Genomic DNA, 19,266 nt, shown 5'->3' on the forward strand with positions numbered 1-19,266 from the left:
GTTTCTTAACTTGAAACCTTAAACTTGAAACTCTTTTTATTATTTCGGCATTCCTCCTGGCATACCACCCGGCATCCCTTTCATACCTCCCATCATTTTCATCAGATTTTTTCCGCCTGGGCCTTGCATCATCTTCATCATCTTGCTCATTTGGTCAAACTGTTTCATCAGCTGATTTACTTGCTCGACTTTAGTTCCCGAACCTTTTGCGATTCTGGCTTTTCTTTTTACGTCGATAATCGCTGGTTTGCTTCTTTCTCCTGGAGTCATCGAATAAATGATCGCTTCGATATGTTTGAAAGCGTCATCTTCGATCTCAACATCTTTCATGGCTTTTGAAGCACCTGGTATCATTCCAACCAAGTCTTTCATGTTACCCATTTTCTTTACTTGTTGAATCTGCGTTAAGAAGTCGTCAAATCCGAATTCGTTTTTAGCGATTTTCTTTTGAAGTTTTCTTGCTTCTTCTTCGTCAAATTGTTCTTGAGCTCTTTCAACAAGAGACACAACGTCTCCCATTCCTAAGATACGCTCTGCCATACGTTCTGGATAGAAAACATCAATTGCTTCCATTTTCTCACCAGTACCAACAAATTTAATTGGTTTGTTTACAATCGATTTGATTGAAAGTGCAGCTCCACCACGAGTATCACCATCTAATTTCGTTAAGATAACTCCATCAAAGTTTAAGATATCGTTGAAAGCTTTTGCTGTGTTTACAGCGTCTTGTCCTGTCATAGAGTCTACAACGAACAATGTTTCTTGTGGCTGAATTGCTTTGTGAACACGAGCAATTTCGTCCATCATTTCTTGATCTACGGCTAAACGTCCTGCTGTATCGACGATAACAACATTGAATCCGTTTGCTTTTGCATGTTTAATTGCGTTTTGAGCAATTTCTACAGGATTTTTATTTTCTGGCTCAGAGTAAACCTCAACACCTATTTGATCTCCCACAACATGTAACTGGTTAATCGCCGCTGGACGGTAGATATCACACGCTACAAGAAGTGGTTTCTTGTTTTTCTTTGTTTTTAAGAAGTTAGCTAATTTTCCAGAGAAAGTCGTTTTACCAGAACCTTGAAGTCCTGACATCAAAATCACTGTTGGATTTCCTGAAAGGTTCACACCAGCAACGTCTTCACCCATTAATTCAGTAAGTTCGTCTTTTACTAACTTAACCAATAATTGTCCTGGCTGTAATGTTGTTAATACATCCTGACCAATTGCTTTGTCTTTTACTCTAGCGGTAAAATCTTTAGCAATTTTAAAGTTAACATCGGCATCAAGTAATGCTCGACGAACTTCTTTTAAGGTATCGGCAACGTTTACTTCTGTAATTTTACCGTGTCCTTTTAATATATGGAACGCTTTATCTAACTTATCACTTAAATTATCAAACATATCATTTTCTTTATATGAAGTGCAAAGATAATCTAATTAGATATTTCAGGCAATTTTTATTTAAGCGCAATTTAACCGCAAAGTGCACGAAGGTTTACGCAAAGAACGCTATGTTTTTTTGCTCGCAAAGTCGCAAAGTTTTTTCACGCAGATTTAAAAAGATTTAAGCAGATTCGCGCAGATTATTATTATTTAAAATCTAAAAAATAAAATCTGCTAAAAAATCTGCAGAATCTGCGTGAAAAAATCTTTTCAATTCTTTAATCTGTGGCAAAAACAAAAAAAAGCGCAAAGAATAAAACCTTTGCGCCTTTGCGGCCATATCTTTTTAGAACTGGAAGTAAATGAATGGCTGCGAACCAGCTACTGCGGTTGCGTAAACAATCCAATAAACAAATCCCAGAATTATTGCTTTTACTAATAATGGTGTTTTATCGAAAACAGATTTCATTCCGTTTGTGAATGAATCTGGCAAGAAATGCCAAACATAACCGAACAGCATCAATCCGAAAACATTTTTATAACCTAATACAATTGTTTTCCAAAGTTCTGGTTCGAATGTCAACTGACCAATATTATTAATTACCTGCAAGGCTGTTTCGAAATCTCTAGCTCGGAAGAAAATCCAACAGAAAACCACAAAATGGAATGTGATTACGATTGAGAAAAATCTCCACAAGAAATTTGGCCTTTTGTCTTTCTTCGAAGGAAAAAATTCCATAAATATTTTATGAACTGCCAATGCTAATCCGTGAAGTGCTCCCCAAACGATAAACTGTGCTCCTGCTCCGTGCCACAAACCTCCCAAAAGCATCGTGGTAAACAGATTGAAATTGGTTACCAAGGTTTGTTTTATTTTGCTTGACAATAAAAATGACAAAGCGAAAATTAAAATACTGACTCCTGCAATGATAAGCGGAATTATACTTTCATTATAACAAGACATTCCCCAAAGCAATAATCCGAAGAAAAATAAACTTGGGAATAAATATCCTGCGAAAGAACCTTCTCTGTTTCCTCCAATCGAAATGTATAAAAAGTCTTTTAACCAAGTCGAAAGCGAAATATGCCATCTTCTCCAGAAATCGGTAATCGAAGTCGATTTGTATGGAGTTCTAAAGTTGACTGGCAATTTAAATCCAAGCAATAACGCAATACCAATTGCCATGTCTGAATATCCAGAGAAATCACAGTAAATCTGAATGGCATATCCATACGAAGCCATTAAGTTTTCGAATGAAGTATAACTCATTGGCGTGTCAAAAACACGGTCAACAAAGTTTACTGATATGTAATTTGAGATTACTGTTTTCTTGATTAAACCTCCTATAATTAAAAACAAAGCGTTGTTTACATCTTGTTTGGTCAAGTTTAATTTTTGATAAATCTGAGGCAAGAAGTCTTTCGCACGTACAATTGGTCCAGCAACTAATTGCGGGAAAAACGAAACGAAGAATAAATATTCGATGTAATTTTTTGTAGGCTTAATTTCTTCTCTATAAATCTCAATAATATAACTCATGGATTGGAAAGTATAAAACGAAATTCCAACAGGAAGAAAAACATTGTGAAGTGCAAAATTACCATGAAACATATCGTTGTACGTTACAATCAAAAAGTTCATGTATTTGAAATAGCCTAAAAGGGCTAAGTTTAAAATAACACTTATTACCAAGTAAAATTTCTTAACACCGTCTCTGCTTTCTCTGTAAATAATTTGGCTCAAACCATAATCTACAACAGATGAGAGCAATAACAACAAAAAGTAAATTCCGCTCGATTTGTAGTAAAAGAATAGTGAAAAGAGAATAACATACGTTAATCTCAAATAAAATGTTTTGCGTAAAAAACCATACACAAAATAGAAAACCAGAAATAAACCTAAGAATAAACCGGTATTGAATAAAAGTTTTTCGTCTTCATTATAAACGAACCAACTTTTAACTTGCTCTATTGTAATTGCACCAAAATTTTGAATAAACCAATTATTAATGCTATCTATTGTTGTCAACTTACTTCTTTGATTTAAAATTATCGTATGATCTTAAAAACGCCTGAGTAAACAAATCTCCTTGTTTCTCGTATCCTCTTTTTGAATAATGAACCCAATCGGGTCCTATTAATCCTTGTACTTTTAATTGTCTGATGCCGCTCATTCCGCCAAACTCATCGTATAAATCCCAGACGGCAAGATTTTCTTTCTGAGCTATATTAAGAATTTGTTTAGCATAATCATCAATATAGGTATTTGGTTTTCTTCTTAGCAAAGATGGCGGCGGTGTCATTACAATGATCGGCGCATCTATTTTCTGTGCCCTTATATTGGAGATAAATTCTTTTAGCTCCCGAATGTATTTTTCTGGATCTAAATGATCATAGCTCTCATTTGTTCCTAAAGAAAAAACCAGTAAGTCAGGATGCAATGATTTTAATTGCTCAAAGAATAACGGATATTTATTGTAGTCTGAATATTTAGCTCCATTTACTCCAATTCCGCTGTAAATAATTCCAGGAGCGTCTTTTTCTAAAACAATTCCGTTTAACTCGTAGTCTTTTGCTTCTTTGTTCGGAATCAAGAAAATTCGGCTCAAAGCATTTTCAGAATTATAATAGTGCGAATACGAATCAGATTTTACTGCTAAGGGAACAAATTCTGACATTGAAATCGTCTTTTGTCTCGTTTCCTTTGTGGCAATTTTTAAGGTTCTTCCCGCTCTGATATTATTAGACTTTAAATGATTGTCTCTTTTAATTTCTGTAATCGAAACATTGTATTTGTCTGCAATTGTACCAAGCACTTCGCCTTTTTTAATTTTGTGCGTAATAACTTTTGGTTCTGTTGTCTGGATAGAATTGATTTTTGACGAAATTGCCAAATCAAACATATCCTGATTTTGTGGCGTAATAATTTTTATCGTATTGAATTTGTAAGCTAAATCTTTTACGTTCATTTCCATCACAAATCCGCCAGAATCTCTCCAAAGTCCTATTCCGCTCAACCCAATCGGACAATTCTTAACTGGGTGAATGTTTCTATAACTTTCCCAAGTTCTATTCGATTTGAAACGTTCGTTATAAGAACCATTTGTTTTAGCTAATTGATACGGAAATACTAAACCGCGTCCTGCATTACCAAATTTCTGCTGCAGTTTTTTTCTGATCTCATTAGTCATCAAATCACCTTGAATGTGCGAATCTCCGATATGCACAATATTGATTTTTTGACTCTTCTGATCTTCGTTTTTTTCCAGTTTCTGAAAAAAATCATTTAACGCTTTTGCATTATAAATTTGACCATCAGAAGGAGCATCAATTATTGCTTTATCTGCTTTTTGAATCATACTTTTAGGTGTTGGATGTACATCTGTTTTTGGCGTTTTTTCATTTGTTGCAAAAAAAAGACAACAAAAGAAAAAAATAAGTTTGTTTATCATACACTATCTTTTGTTACTGAAACGGAATCGGGTCTGGCTTTTCTCACTGGTTTTGGCTTAGTTCCTTCAGCATCTCTTTTTTCTCTGAGCACTTTATATTCTTCGTATCCTTTATTCAATTGTCCGTATAGCAAATTACCAATTGCTTTTGCACCACGTTGATTAAAGTGGGTATAATCTTTATTTGCTTTTGCAGGAGTTTCATCAACCCATTTAATCATAGAACCATCTCCTCCCATCAAAGTATATAAATTCACAAATCCTGCCTGCGCTTCCAACGCATAGTGTTTTTGTGCTTTCATTAATGGAACTACAGCAGAATCGGTCTTCATTTCTAAATCATATTTTGTCGATTTATCGGCAGTAGAAACAATTAGGATTGAAACTCCTGGAAATGATTCTTTAATTTTATTTACGGTTTTAGTCATTCCTTTTTCATACCAAGAATAATTTTTTGTTCCGTAATTTAAAACGTTCGTTCCGTAATGTAGAATAATTAAATCGTATTTTAGACTATTATTAAAAGCTCTCATTACATCTGCATTGAACATTGAAATTGGAAGTCCAGAATTTCCTCTCTGCGAGAAATTATCTACGTGAACCCCGCTTCCATTATCAAAATTAAATCCGTAAATCGGAATAGAATCTGCCTGAACAAAGTTTGCCTTGAAAGCTTTTAAACTTCCAGATGAAACTTTTAGTGTGTTCACTAAACTATTTGGCGAAAGACTTTTCTTGATAGTGTCTTTTCCGATAATGAAATTAACTTTTCCTGTTTTAGACGAGCGACCGTAAAATAAGGTTGCATTATCTAAAGAAGTAGAATACTTATTAAGTCCCGCTTCGTACTGAACCCAAGTTGAATTGGATTTATCATTTGCAAAAAACACATGTCCGTTAACTCCAAAAGGACTTGTTGGCCTTTTTACATTTAAATAAGATTGTGTCTTCCAGTTTTTAGAATAGGTTGATTTTACAGAACCTCTTGACGCCGCAGACTCTGAAGTAATAGAAACAAATCCTACTCCATTTCCTCCAAAACGTTCCTGATAATTAGTACGAACGTCTTGTACAATTAAATCTCCATCAGTCATAGAATCTCCATAATAAGCAATTCTAACTTTATTCTGAGGATTTTTTTCTAACTGATACAATTTCTCATAGAAAGAAATTAGGTACTGATATCCTTTGTAGTTTTCAAATGTTTCGGCTGGAAACTCGATTCCTTCGGTTTCATCAAAAACAATTTTTTGCCCGTTTAGTGCTTGCTCACTTTTTGCAATACTGTCTTTGTCTAGCGATAGAGAATCTTCGGCAACAGATTCCAAAAGCAGACTGTCTATCAATATATTTTTAGAATCTAATTTAGTCTCAGAAAATATTTTGTCTGGAAGAATTTGCTTAAACCCAATAAAAGCAACCAGCGCTAACGCAACGATCGCAAAAGACTGAAAAAAATAAGATTTTGTATTCACCTAAATAATTATAAAATATGAAGAACTGCATTCAAAAATTAAACCAATTAAATAATGGTTAACTTATTGCAGAAAAAATTTGTGCAAAGATAGAATAACATTTTGTTTCTGTTTCATTTTAACAAGAAAGTAGAACAAAAAAAAGAGGTTAGAATTTCTAACCTCTTGAATCAAAAAAAAAAATAAAAAAAACAACGCTAATGATTAACTAAATTTTAATGCTGAAGCATTTTTTAAGTTAAAATGAAATATTCTTTATAATCTTTAGATTTTTTCATCTATGAATTTATTTTAAAATCGCATATTGGAAAGTAGGATAACCTCTTTCTCCAGCAGCACTTAAACCTCCTGTAAATTTCAATTTATAAATATTTCCTGCAGGATCTTTAACAACATAGAAACGATCTGTTCTTAAAACAAATTGAGAAACAGGAAGACCAGTAGGCCCAATCACACTTGTTCCTCTCCAGTTAGAACCAATATTTCTTGGATCGTTGTTAAACTTAGTGTTATCAACATTTGCCAATGTAAATGCTTCATATGTAAATGCACTTGTAAGAACTTGATAAGTCTGAGCTCCTCCTTTACTATTATTTACTACATAATCAGCATACAAATAAGGAGTTAATCCAGTTTGTCCTGGAATAACATTTGTAAATGAAGTAAAGTTAAGATCCCATTGTGCTTTTTGTGGCTCAACGCTAACTGTTTTCTTATCTAAAAGGCTAAAGAATGTAAAGTTAAATGCACTATTTTTTGAGACTACAACTTCATCGTGAGTTGTTGCGTCAATGTTTGCATATTGAATTTTATAATCATTTCCGCTTTTCAAAACTCTGATTTTTTTCCAACCTCTTGAAGTTCCAGCTACAGCACCTTCAGCTCCCAGACCAACAGCCGCCGGATTATTTCCCATATTGATTAAGTAAACCTTATTTTCTGAATCAGTTGCAGAAACTGCTGCGATAGTAGTTTTTGTAAGATCTCCAGTTGGATCATCAACTAAAGCAGGATTTCCGCTTCCTTGAGAAAACAGCATCGTTGGATCTTCAGCTTGAACTTCATCAATATTAGTTGTTTCTAATACTTTAGCAGACATTTTTAAAGATGAATTTAATACTACTCTGAATTCTGATCCAGAATAGAAACCTAAATCCCAAGAAGTTCTTACTACACTAGTCAGTTTTCCGCTGCTTAAGTCAACAAATACCTGATTTGCTTGAGCAGACCCCCCTAATTCAGGAGCTAAAGCAGACCCTAAAGAAGCTGTTTCGTTAAAATTAACCTGAATTGTTTTGTTTTCAGCTATTGTAGAGTTTATCGTTGCACTTGAAATTGTAAATACAACATTTTTCACTTCTCCTTCAATAGCCTCTTTTAATTTTTTAAAAGTAAAACTAACAGAAGAAACATTTTGTTCGAAAGGAACAATTATCTTATTTGCAGCAATAGCTGGCGTAGTGCTATAATCTGTACCATTTGCAACTGAAGTTTCAGTATAGATAATAGTCAATGACCCAGCAGATGCAGTTGGAGAAGCAAATTTAATTTCGATTGGAGTCGATTCATTTGCTAAATTTACTGATGTCGCAGCAAAAGCAACCGAGTTTACAACCGGTTCAGCATCGTCACTATTACAAGCTGTAAAAGCCAGTAAAATAAAGGACAGAATTAAAATAAAGTTTTTTTTCATTGGATTTATGTATTAATTAAAATTTAGGTTATATGTAAGTTTAAGAAAGTAAGAGCGTCCGTATCCTAATAATAAATCGGGACTTCCAGAAGCGTGTGCGCCACCTGTTGCACCTCCACTTTGAACAGTCTGCACATTGGTTATGTCAAATAAATTTCTAGCGCCAACTGTGACTTCAAATTGATTCTTGAAAAATAATTTTCGAACAGAAGCGTCCATCCAGCTGTAAGGACTGATCTCACTTAAAAAGAATTTAGCGCTTCCATCTGTATCCGTTCCCGCTACAAATTGCTGTTGTTTTCCATTGTACTTATAGTAAAGAGCAAATAGTGTATTCCACTTCGGAATATTGTATGAAATACTAGAGTTTAAGTTTAAAGAATACAAGAATTTATCATCAGATGTTACATTCAAAGCAGCCAGGTCCAATTTTCGAGAAATTCCTACCAATGCCGCTCCTACTTTTATGTTCCAGTTTTTATAAGAATACTGTTCTGTGGTAGAGATATTCCACATTTGGTATTTATTAATGTTTACATATTTATAAACTAACGGATTCACATCTGTCAAGACCATATCGATTCGGTCATCGACATTCAAATAAGTAACTGCCAAATTATTTGCAATCTGAGCACCTGAATCAAAAAAGCAAGATCTTTTAAAACTAAGCTCATATGAAGTACTATTTTCGGGAACTAAATCGGGATTTCCTTGAAGATTATGATTTGAATCGACAAAATAAGTGTAGAGTTCATCAAAATTAGGTGTACGATAAGATTTTCCAAGTGAAGCTCTTGCTTCTAACCCTTTTTTAAAGAGATATCTCAATCCTAAAGAACTTGCGTATTGATTATCAAATTGTGCTTGAAAAGAGTATCTAAGACCTGGGCGGATAGAAAATTTATCATTTAGATTAATTTCAGCTACAGAGAAAATATCATAATTTTCAAGTCTTTTCCTTACGTCTTTAAATTGCTGCTGATCATCTTTAAAAGTTCCTGCTGCTGAATTATAAAACCCATTCTCATTTGTGATTTCATATCCCATTTGAAAATCAACTTTTTTACTATCAAAGAAATTACTTAGTGTTCCTGTAGAATAAAATACTTCCTTAGACTGGTATGTTTGTCTATCGTTGGCGAATTCTTTTTCTGTTTCAAGCTGATAATTGAATTTCTCCAAATCCCTTTCTTGCTTTTGATGCGAAACTGAAACATTGTAATTAAGTTTAGAAAAAAGCTTTCCGTTAGAATTTAAATGGTGATAAAAGCGATTTGTTATAAATCTTTTATCATTTGTATAATAGGTATTTGGAAAAGGAAAATTATCCTGCGGAATTATAATTGGATTATAATAATGAACATTTTCTCCATAGTAATCAAACTTGTAAAAAATTCTAAAGTCATTCTTTTGATATCCCAGCATTGCATTTCCTACTAATTGTTCTTTTGGCAACCAGCTGTAACCTCTCAAACCATCATTTCCAGTATAATCTTTTCCTTCTTTATCGTCATAAAAGCCTGCGAAATCATTACGATTTCCTCCTATATTTATAAACCAGTTTTCATTAAAGTTATGGGCTATCTTAGCTGCCTGAATATGACGACCTTTATCAAAAAGACCATATTCATTTCCTACTGTTTCTTCTTGAACTGTTGCGCTTATCTGCCATCTATAACCACCACCTTTTTTAGTTATTATATTCAAGATACCTGTCACTGCATTTGCACCATGAGTTACTCCCATAGAGCCTTCTATAATCTCGATACGCTCCACGTCATCAAGATTCACCTGCGTTAGATCTACATTTGTACCCATTCCAGTATCACTTACTAATGGAATATTATCTATTAAGATTTTAAAATACTGAGCATCCAAACCAAACATAGAAACAGTCGAACGTCCATCACTTCCACTATTTCGAATTGTAATGTTTAAATACTGATTCAAAACATCTGATAAATTATTTGCTGCTAACTGTTTAATATCTTCTTTCGAAATCACACGTACATTAAAAACAGACTTCTTTATAGATTGTGGCTCAAACTGTCCTGTAACAACAACTTCTGATAATTTTTCAGCCGATTTAATAGTATCTTTTTGCTGCGCAAAAGAATAAGTACAAAAAAGTAGTCCAGCAAAAAGGGTAATTTTAATTTTCATTATTTTTATTCAGTCTTAATAATCGATGCAAATATATAACTATTTTTAATTGTTCTAAATTAAATTTATATATTTGCGAAAAATTTAAAAACAAAACAATAAGTTATGATTTCAAAAAGCCTTTTTCTGTCAGCCGCTTTGGCTTTAACATGTGGTCTTGGTTTTAGTCAGGACAAAAAACAACAAGACATTAAGTCAATTAAATCAATGTGTGGTTGTTACGAAGTGAAGTTTAACTTCACAGAAACATTTTCATATCCAAAAGACACTCTTACTTATAAGCCGTCAGAGACTAAACATGAATCTGCATTAGAATGGGTAGAGTTATTAGAAGATACTCCAAACAAAATTGTAATGCAGCACTTATTGATTGTAAGTGACGATATGATCATCAAACACTGGAGACAAGATTGGCTATACGAAAACACAGACTTATACTCTTTTGACAAAGGCAATACTTGGAAATACAAAAAGCTAGACAAAAAAGCGGTTAAAGGACAATGGACTCAAAAAGTATATCAAGTAGATGATAGTCCAAGATATGAAGGGTCTTCAACATGGGTTCACGTTGACGGGCAAGATTATTGGGCAAACGTTGCTGATGCACCGCTTCCAAGAAGAGAGCAAACAAAACGTAACGATTACAATGTATTAAAAAGAAGAAACATTCATGAAATTACTTCTACAGGATGGAATCATGAACAAGACAATGACAAATTGGTTCGTGACGATGCTGGAAAAGATGTTTTGTTAGCACAAGAAAAAGGATTTGACGTTTATACTAAAGTTCCAGATGTTAAATGTCTAGCAGCTCAAAAATGGTGGAAAGAAAATAACGCGCTTTGGAAAAACGTTCGTGACAAATGGCAGACTCTTTTTGACAGACACCAAGATTTAAACTTAGAGGCAAAAGTTGACAGAAAAGCACTTTACTCTCTTTTATTTGATTTGAAACCAGATACTGCAAAAGCAGAAACAGATAAAATCATTGACAAATTTGTTAAGTAATTAGAATTAGTTGTTAATAAAAAATCCGGAAGTTTATAAGCTTCCGGATTTTTTTATTTGTTCTATTTAATTACTGAGCACACTCAGAATAAGTAACAGCGTGTCTTGATAAATCTGTCCATTTTGGATCTGCTGCAGATGCAGTGATTAATTTGTCACATCCGCTCCACAATGTTGCAAATTCTTTTTTGTATTCTTTTTTCTTTAATAAAAATGCAGGTGCATCTTTTTTAGCAACATAGTAAGATTTAGCATCTCCTCCTACAAATTTAATACCTCCAACTCCTAAAGAAGTAGTTTCTTTTGCATGTGGATCACAGTATATTTTAAATTCTTTACTAAATGCAGGGTTTAAAAGTTGCATTAATAATTTTGATTTTTTCTTTTTGATTTGCACATCAGCAGTTTCAAAATATGCGTAACCTTCCTTTAAGTACTCTTGGTTCAGTTTATCATCGTTCCATTTTTGAAAATCTGTACCAAAATCAATTTTTTTAGTCAAATTATCAAGTCCACTAGGTGGTAAGTACATATACTTAATATCCTCTGGTTTTAGTTTGTGTTTTTTTCCAGCTGCGTCTTGTAATTTAATAAATTCAATTAACCCTTTGTCTCTATCAATATCACGAATAGTTCCGCTAATTTCTGTTCCGTCTGCTAGCGTAATGTAAGCTGTTTTACTGTGCGAAAATCCATAAGATGGGTTAATTAAATCTTGAGCTTTTGTTGCTGTAAATGCAAAAAGAAGCATCATTAAAAGTAAAGGTTTTTTAATCATTGTTTTTGGGTTTAAATTTTGCCTACTCTCACGATTTTCGGCTTCCTCGCATTGATTTTATGGTATCATAAGCCGATTTTTCTCTTTGTTTATTGGCCCTTTTAGCTGTAAAACAACCAATTATTTCCTTCTGTAAACATACTTATAAAAACAACATACACAAATCTCGTTAATACTTTTTTACACGAAAATTCATTTAAAAAAAAATCCAGAAGTTTTTAAAGCTTCCGGATTTTTTTGTTTTTTAATTTTTATTATAATGGATTTTGCACAATTAATGGATTGGCATCAATTTCTGCTTGAGGAATTTGAAAAATAAATCTATTATCTCCTGCTTGAATATTAAATTTACCAAATGCAGGATGATTTGAACCATCGTAATCTCTTGTCAAAGAAACTCCTAATCGCTTCATATCATACCAAGCACAACCTTCTCCCCACAATTCAATTCTTTTTTGAAGAATTATTTCATTAATTAATGACGAACCTGAATTTGTAGAAAGCGTATATGACGGATCTCTAGTTATTGTTATCTCATACAATACTTGCTTTGCTGAAGCTTCATTTCCAGATCTTGCTAGTGCTTCTGCTTCTATATAATACATTTCAGAAGATCTCAAATAAATATAACTACCGGCGTCTATAGTTGGATCTCTAAATTTTATATTTGCATAAGCTGGCAAAGACGGATAGATCAAATTTCCTGATGTAGAGACAAAGGCTTTTTTTCTAAAATCGGTTTCTGAAATACTATTATACAAACTTTTGTCTATATTTTTATAAATTCCCATTCCTCCTGCATATCCCGAAGCGTTTGTATTATCAAAATGACCAAAGAAATTTGCAACAAAAGTACTAATTGAAGAATTTAGTGTTGCTCCCCACATGGTTTCATTAGATTTTGTAATATAAAAACCATTCATCCATTCTGCTTCATTAAGCAAAGTATAGTTTTTTCTTGCAAGATGAGCCATATTTGCCGCATCCGTATACTTTCCCATTTCTAAATATACTTCTGCTAAAAAAGCCTCTGCAACTGTTTGATCCACAGAATCATTGTTCGATCTCTTATACGATGCTAATAATTCTATAGATTCCTTCAAATCGGTTTCTATCAAGCTATACACCTCACTCACGTTAGATCTCGCCTTACCTTCTAATGTAGGCTCTATATATAGAGGAACACATAATTTAGTTTCATTGCCAATATATGTAGGTCCATATGTGCGAGCCAACATAAAATAGAAATAACCTCTTAAAGCCAAAGCTTGGCCTCGAATTGCCTTTAAATTTTCATCGGTAGTGCTTGACGGAATACCTCCAAGTACAATATTTGTAGATTTAATCTGAGGATAGTATGTATTCCACACTAATCTAGATCTTGAATTCGTTTGTTGTCTACCAATATAAGTATAGAAAGATTGATACCAGCTTGATTTTGTCATTAGCATGTCATTAGACATCATATCCATTGCAGAAAGCACAGATTTATGACCATAATCTTCATGATTGCTTCCAATTGCTAATCCATAAGATCGTAATGCAGAATAAATTCCACTTACAATAGCTTGATTCGCCGATGCAGAAGTTGCCAATTGTTCTTTATTAATTGTTGATTCTGGAACTGTATCAAGAAACTCTTTATCACAGCTTGTAAGAGTCAGTAAAAACAGAATTGCTATTATTATCTTTTTCATGTCCTTAAAAATTTACTGTTAAACCAAATGAAACACTTCTCATCACACCATACACATTAAGCGACTGCCCATTATTTACCCTTTCTCCTAATCTATTTAGCCTTGGATCCATTCCTGTTCTCTTAGACCATAATGCTAAATTCGAGCCCATCAAAGTAAATTTTGTAGATTGTATACCTAAATCCTTAAGCCAAGTATCATTATAGCTATATCCTATCGAAACATCTTGAAGGCTTATATAATCAGACTTTATTAAAAAATAATCTGAATTTCCCATTTGATAGATTGATATATGATCAACTCTTGGTATGTTTGAAGTCGGATTATCAATTGTCCATGCTTTTGTGACATCCTTATGATAATTCTGGCCTATATTATCCGACCCCGAATACATGGCAGATTGGTAAACTCCATCGTACATATAACCACCAAATTGATAAGCAAAACTAGCTTGAAACGTAATATTTTTATATCTTAATAAAGTTCCAAATCCACCATATACATCTGGATTGGCGTCTTTTTTACTCAAATATGTTGTAGCATCTCCAAAGACATTAGTAGTTACTTTATTTCCTGTTAAGTTTCCACTAGTATCTTTCTCATCTTTATACCATAATGCATCGCCATTTGCTTTATCAACTCCAGCAAATTCTCTTAAAAAATATGAATAAGCAGGAGCCCCAACCTCAAAACGATAAATTCCATCTGTAAATGCTTTTGGTAACGACGTTATCTTGTTTCTATAACTTGTTACATTAGCCCAAATATTGAAGTCTACATTTTTGTTTTTAACAACATCAACTCCTAAATTTATCTCTATCCCTTTATTTCCCATATCTCCAATGTTTTTAGAAACAAATGATGTTCCTGTAGATAAAGCGATAGGAAAATTATATATCAAATCACTAACATTTCTTTCAAAATATTCAGCTTCAATAGAAATTCTATCAAATAAGTTAATATCAAAACCTATATTTAAATTTTTAGATTTTTCCCATTTAACACTCTTATCTGCTTCAAAAACATTTAAAACACTAGCATTACCGTCAGAATCTGGTACTATTTCGTATTGAGTTTCATAGGCATAATAGTTTCTTAAACTACCAAAATAACTGCGATGACTAATTTGTGACGTAACTGGGTAATTTATATTATCATTCCCTTGCTCTCCGTAACTACCTTTTATTCTAAAATCGGTGATCCATTTTGTTTTAGGAAAGAATGATTCTTTAATCACAGACCAAGCAGCTCCAAAACCATAAAAATTACCCCATCTGTTTTCTGGAGCAAATACTGAAGATCCATCTCTTCTAAAGCTTGCATTAACAAAATATTTGTTTTTATAGTTATAGTTTAATCTTGAAAAATAACCTTCTACTTTATATAAGTCATTATAACCATCCAAATAACCATATTTTGTAGCGTTGCTAATGATTGGTAAATTAGATATGACCACATTACTTTTTTGCCCCGCTAACATTTTTGAAGTAAAATCAGATGATTCATGACCGATTAATACATCAAGCGTATGCTCTCCTAAAGTTTTTTTCCAGGATAATAATTGCTGATTAGTTAATGTATATTCATTTTTAGTAGCCGTTCCTATTCGACCATTCACTCCCATATCGTCACCACCTTCACCTGTTGTACTTGTCAGATAATAGCCTGATAAAAAATCATATCCAATATTATATCTAAAATTAAAATCCTTTAAGAATTCAACAGAAACATAAGCTCTGGCACCAAATTTATTTTCTTCATTTGATTTAATATTTAATAATGTAGTTGCATAAGGGTTCAAATTTGAACCATAAGGTCGATCTCCTTTTTGGTTAAAATCATAAGATTTAGTACCATCTTGATTATAAATCATATTACCACTGTCATCTCTTTGCCAAATAGTATATATAGGTGCAATATTTCGAGCCCAACTAAATAAATTGCTATATGTTGAAGATGATGTTTTTGAAATTGGAGCATTTTGGTTTGAATGTGCATAATTTACATTTGTTCCAATTTTTACTTTACTCGAAACATTATAATCTACATTAGCTCTCAATGTTACACGTTCAAAGTTTGAATTGATCGTATATCCATCATCTGATAAATAACCAATAGATAAATAAGAGTTTAGATTGTCTGTACTACCTGATAGGCTTAAATACTGCTCTTGTCTAATAGCATCTCTAAATAATGCTTTTGACCAATTATCATGATACAGTAACTTAGCATCTGCATTTATTTCTCCTGTTGCTGGATTTATAACCTGATTATTGGCTACATTATAATTATTATATCCAAGAGAATAAGTATCACCTTCTATTAAATTTTGGGCAGCAATATTTGAAGCATTAGCTGGTGTTTGTCCTTGATAAATTAAACCATTTTTAACTCTATTATATACTGCTTTATAATAATCAGCTGGACTTTTAATCATATCATATTCAGGTACAGCTCGTGAATTAACTCCAATTTTAGTTTCATAAGTAACTGTCAATTGTCCCTTCTTTCCTTTTTTGGTGGTAACAATTATTACTCCGTTTGCTCCTCTACTTCCATACAGTGCATTAGACGATGCATCCTTTAAAAAACTAATTGATTCGATATCCTGAGTTGATATAGAGTTGATATCTCCATTAAATGGTATTCCGTCTACCACATATAATGGTGCATTTGAAGATGAAATCGAACCAATACCTCTAAATCTTACTTGAGGAGCATCTCCAGGCTGACCAGAATTAGCGCTAATTTGTACGCCGGCAACTTTCCCTGTTAAGGATTGCACTGCATTAGATGCTTGAGATGTTTCTAACATTTTTGAATCAATTTTAGAAACAGCTCCTGTAATTTCCTGTTTCTTTTGTGTCCCATAAGCCACCTGAACCACAACTTCTTCTAATTGTTCTCCACCTTCCTGCATTTTAATATTTATAGAAGATGAATTTCCAACGGTAACCGACTGATCTTTCATCCCCATATAAGAAAAAACCAGAACATCTCCTGTTTTTGCTTTAATCTTGTATTTTCCATCAAAATCGGTTTGAACTCCATTGCTAGTTCCTTTTACCATAACATTCGCACCTGGAATTGGTCCGCTTCCATCTGATACAATTCCTGAAATTGTTTTTTCTTGCGCAAAAAACAATTGAGCAGTCAACAAAAACACAAGAATTGCAAATCCTTTAAATTTTCTTTTCATTATAGTTTATTTGAATTAAGGGGCGCAACTTATAAAATTAAATTAATTTTAACAAGATTTTACATTCATTTAACATAATTTATTATAAAAATAAACTTACAAGTTTTTTTGCAACAAACAAAAAAACCACCTATCTGTAGATGGTTTTAATCCTGTATCATTTATACTAAAAGCTTACTAATTCAAAATAGTTAAAAAACGAATATTAGGAGATATCTTAATGACTATGCAATTAAATACTGTGAAATATGATACAAAACTAATAAAGAGTCAAACTGTAAATATTACCGGATAAGCCAAAAAAGCAATAAAAAAAGCCAATAGTTCAAAAACTATTGGCTTTAAATTTCTTAAACTTTAATTCTTACATTCTCTCTGGAACTTCAATTCCTAATAGTTGGAATGCAGATTTGATTACTTCGGCAACTTTTTGAGAAAGCTGCACTCTGAATATTTTTTTAGTTAAATCAACTTCTCCTAAAATATGAACTGATTGGTAAAAAGAGTTATATTCTTTTACTAAATCGTACGTATAATTAGCAATTAATGCTGGACTATGATTCTGAGCCGCATTCTGAATTACTTCTGGGAAAAGTTGGATTTGTTTTACCAATTCTTTCTCTTTTTCATGCAATTCTTCGATTTCAATTTTATTAGAAAAATCGAAATCGGCTTTACGGATTATTGACTGAATTCTCGCGTATGTGTATTGAATAAAAGGTCCTGTATTTCCAGCAAAATCGACAGATTCTTCTGGATTAAATAAAATACGTTTTTTAGGATCTATCTTTAAAATGTAATATTTCAAAGCTCCCAAACCAATTGTTTTGTACAACTTTGCTTTTTCTTCGGCAGAATAGCTATCCAATTTCCCTAAATCTTCTGAGATTTGTTTGGCAGTATCGGTCATATCTTGCATCAAATCATCAGCATCTACAACGGTTCCTTCACGGCTTTTCATTTTTCCAGATGGCAAATCAACCATTCCGTATGACAAATGATATAAAGTTGAAGACCAATCAAAACCTAATTTTTTCAAGATTAAGAATAAAACTTTGAAATGATGATCTTGCTCGTTTCCAACTGTGTAAACCATTCCCCCAACATCTGGCATGTCTTTAACACGTTGAATTGCGGTTCCGATATCTTGTGTCATATAAACCGCTGTTCCATCAGAACGTAAAACGATTTTTCGGTCAAGACCTTCATCTGTCAAATCAATCCAAACAGAACCGTCTGGATCTTTTTCGAAAACGCCTTTATCCAAACCTACCTGAACAACATCTTTTCCTAAAAGATAGGTATTGCTTTCGTAGTAATATTTATCAAAATTAACTCCAAGATTTGTGTAAGTTGTTGCGAAACCTTCATAAACCCATTCGTTCATTTTTTTCCAAAGCTCAATTACTTTTTCGTCACCAGCTTCCCATTTCTTAAGCATATCTTGCGCTTCGATAATGATTGGAGCTTGCTTTTTGGCTTCTTCTTCTGTTTTTCCAGCTTCTATTAAACCGTTAATTTCATTTTTGTAAGCTTTATCAAACTCTACGTAGTATTTACCTACTAGTTTGTCCCCTTTTAAACCAGATGCTTCAGGCGTTTCTCCGTTTCCGAATTTCTCCCAAGCCAGCATTGATTTACAGATATGAATTCCTCTATCGTTGATAATTTGAGTTTTATACACTTTTTTACCAGAAGCTTTTAAAATCTCTGCAACAGAATATCCTAACAAATTGTTACGAACGTGACCTAAGTGCAAAGGTTTATTAGTGTTTGGAGAAGAATATTCTACCATAATTGCTTTCTCTGCCGGATTTGGAGCTACAAAACCAAACTGTTTTTGATCTTTTATTCCGTTAAAGAAATTCACATAATAACTGTCTGAGATAACAATATTCAAGAAACCAGAAACTACATTAAAGCGAGCAACCTCAGAAACATTCTCAACTAGATAATTTCCAATTTTATTTCCTAATTCAACCGGATTACTTTTAATCACTTTTAGCAAAGGGAAAATTACCATTGTAATATCTCCTTCAAACTCTTTTCTAGTAGTTTGAAACTCGATTTTATCAACAGTAACATCAAATAATGCTTGTATTGCTTTTTGTATAGAAGGTGTAAGAATTTGTGATAATGACATGTAAACTTATTTTAAAGTGAGCAAAGATACTGCTTATTCATCAATTAGAGAAAATCAAAAACATATTAAATTCAGAAAAAGAGTTTCAATTTGACAAAAAAGCGCATTTTTTAATTGTTAAAATTATCAAAAAATCAAAACCGTAATCTCTTACAAAACAGTCCATGAGAAAAAAAACACACTTTTTTATTTAATTTCTTGTAACATATCAACTGTAAAAGAGTCTTAATAGAGACTCTAATTTTTTAAGGTCAAGAAAAAGAAAAAAAGAA

General features: G+C 32.8%; 11 protein-coding genes. 1 reads left to right on the forward strand and 10 read right to left on the reverse strand.

What is annotated here, in order from left to right; genetic code table 11:
• Positions 1–39: 39 nt before the first annotated feature.
• From ffh to QLQ95_RS04655, 6 genes are all read right to left on the reverse strand, one after another.
• Entirely contained in the window at positions 40–1,404 is a 1,365-nt protein-coding gene (ffh, locus tag QLQ95_RS04630; protein ID WP_482502820.1) for a signal recognition particle protein, read from the reverse strand.
• 328 nt (positions 1,405–1,732) lie between these two features.
• Positions 1,733–3,415: an MBOAT family O-acyltransferase gene (locus QLQ95_RS04635; RefSeq protein WP_428237378.1), complete on the reverse strand. Its 1,683-nt coding sequence runs from the start codon at positions 3,413–3,415 to the stop codon at positions 1,733–1,735.
• 1 nt (position 3,416) lies between these two features.
• Positions 3,417–4,745, reverse strand: coding sequence for a GDSL-type esterase/lipase family protein (locus QLQ95_RS04640; protein WP_428237377.1), 1,329 nt, complete (start codon positions 4,743–4,745; stop codon positions 3,417–3,419).
• An 89-nt stretch (positions 4,746–4,834) separates the two neighbouring features.
• Positions 4,835–6,313, reverse strand: a complete 1,479-nt coding sequence (locus tag QLQ95_RS04645; RefSeq protein WP_428237376.1) for an SGNH/GDSL hydrolase family protein — start codon at positions 6,311–6,313, stop codon at positions 4,835–4,837.
• Positions 6,314–6,599: 286 nt separating this feature from the next.
• On the reverse strand, positions 6,600–8,006 hold the full coding sequence (locus tag QLQ95_RS04650) for an HmuY family protein (protein WP_482502822.1): 1,407 nt from the start codon (positions 8,004–8,006) through the stop codon (positions 6,600–6,602).
• A gap of 12 nt (positions 8,007–8,018) precedes the next feature.
• On the reverse strand, positions 8,019–10,169 hold the full coding sequence (locus tag QLQ95_RS04655) for a TonB-dependent receptor plug domain-containing protein (RefSeq protein ID WP_482502823.1): 2,151 nt from the start codon (positions 10,167–10,169) through the stop codon (positions 8,019–8,021).
• A 105-nt stretch (positions 10,170–10,274) separates the two neighbouring features.
• Between QLQ95_RS04655 and QLQ95_RS04660 the strand changes: the two genes are divergently transcribed.
• Positions 10,275–11,177 (forward strand): DUF6607 family protein, encoded by a 903-nt coding sequence (locus QLQ95_RS04660; protein ID WP_320493082.1) that lies wholly within the window; start codon positions 10,275–10,277, stop codon positions 11,175–11,177.
• Positions 11,178–11,247: 70 nt separating this feature from the next.
• On the opposite strand, the gene QLQ95_RS04665 is transcribed toward QLQ95_RS04660, so the two are convergent.
• From QLQ95_RS04665 to argS, 4 genes are all read right to left on the reverse strand, one after another.
• Positions 11,248–11,955, reverse strand: coding sequence for a hypothetical protein (locus QLQ95_RS04665; RefSeq protein WP_427875162.1), 708 nt, complete (start codon positions 11,953–11,955; stop codon positions 11,248–11,250).
• 254 nt (positions 11,956–12,209) lie between these two features.
• Positions 12,210–13,652 carry a RagB/SusD family nutrient uptake outer membrane protein gene (locus QLQ95_RS04670; RefSeq protein ID WP_095929395.1) on the reverse strand — a complete coding sequence of 481 codons (1,443 nt, stop codon included), beginning with the start codon at positions 13,650–13,652 and terminating at the stop codon, positions 12,210–12,212.
• A 4-nt stretch (positions 13,653–13,656) separates the two neighbouring features.
• Positions 13,657–16,851: a SusC/RagA family TonB-linked outer membrane protein gene (locus QLQ95_RS04675; protein ID WP_482502825.1), complete on the reverse strand. Its 3,195-nt coding sequence runs from the start codon at positions 16,849–16,851 to the stop codon at positions 13,657–13,659.
• A 364-nt stretch (positions 16,852–17,215) separates the two neighbouring features.
• Positions 17,216–18,994, reverse strand: coding sequence for an arginine--tRNA ligase (gene argS / locus QLQ95_RS04680; RefSeq protein ID WP_095929393.1), 1,779 nt, complete (start codon positions 18,992–18,994; stop codon positions 17,216–17,218).
• Positions 18,995–19,266: the final 272 nt, after the last annotated feature.

This window comes from Flavobacterium sp. B330r (assembly GCF_056824325.1).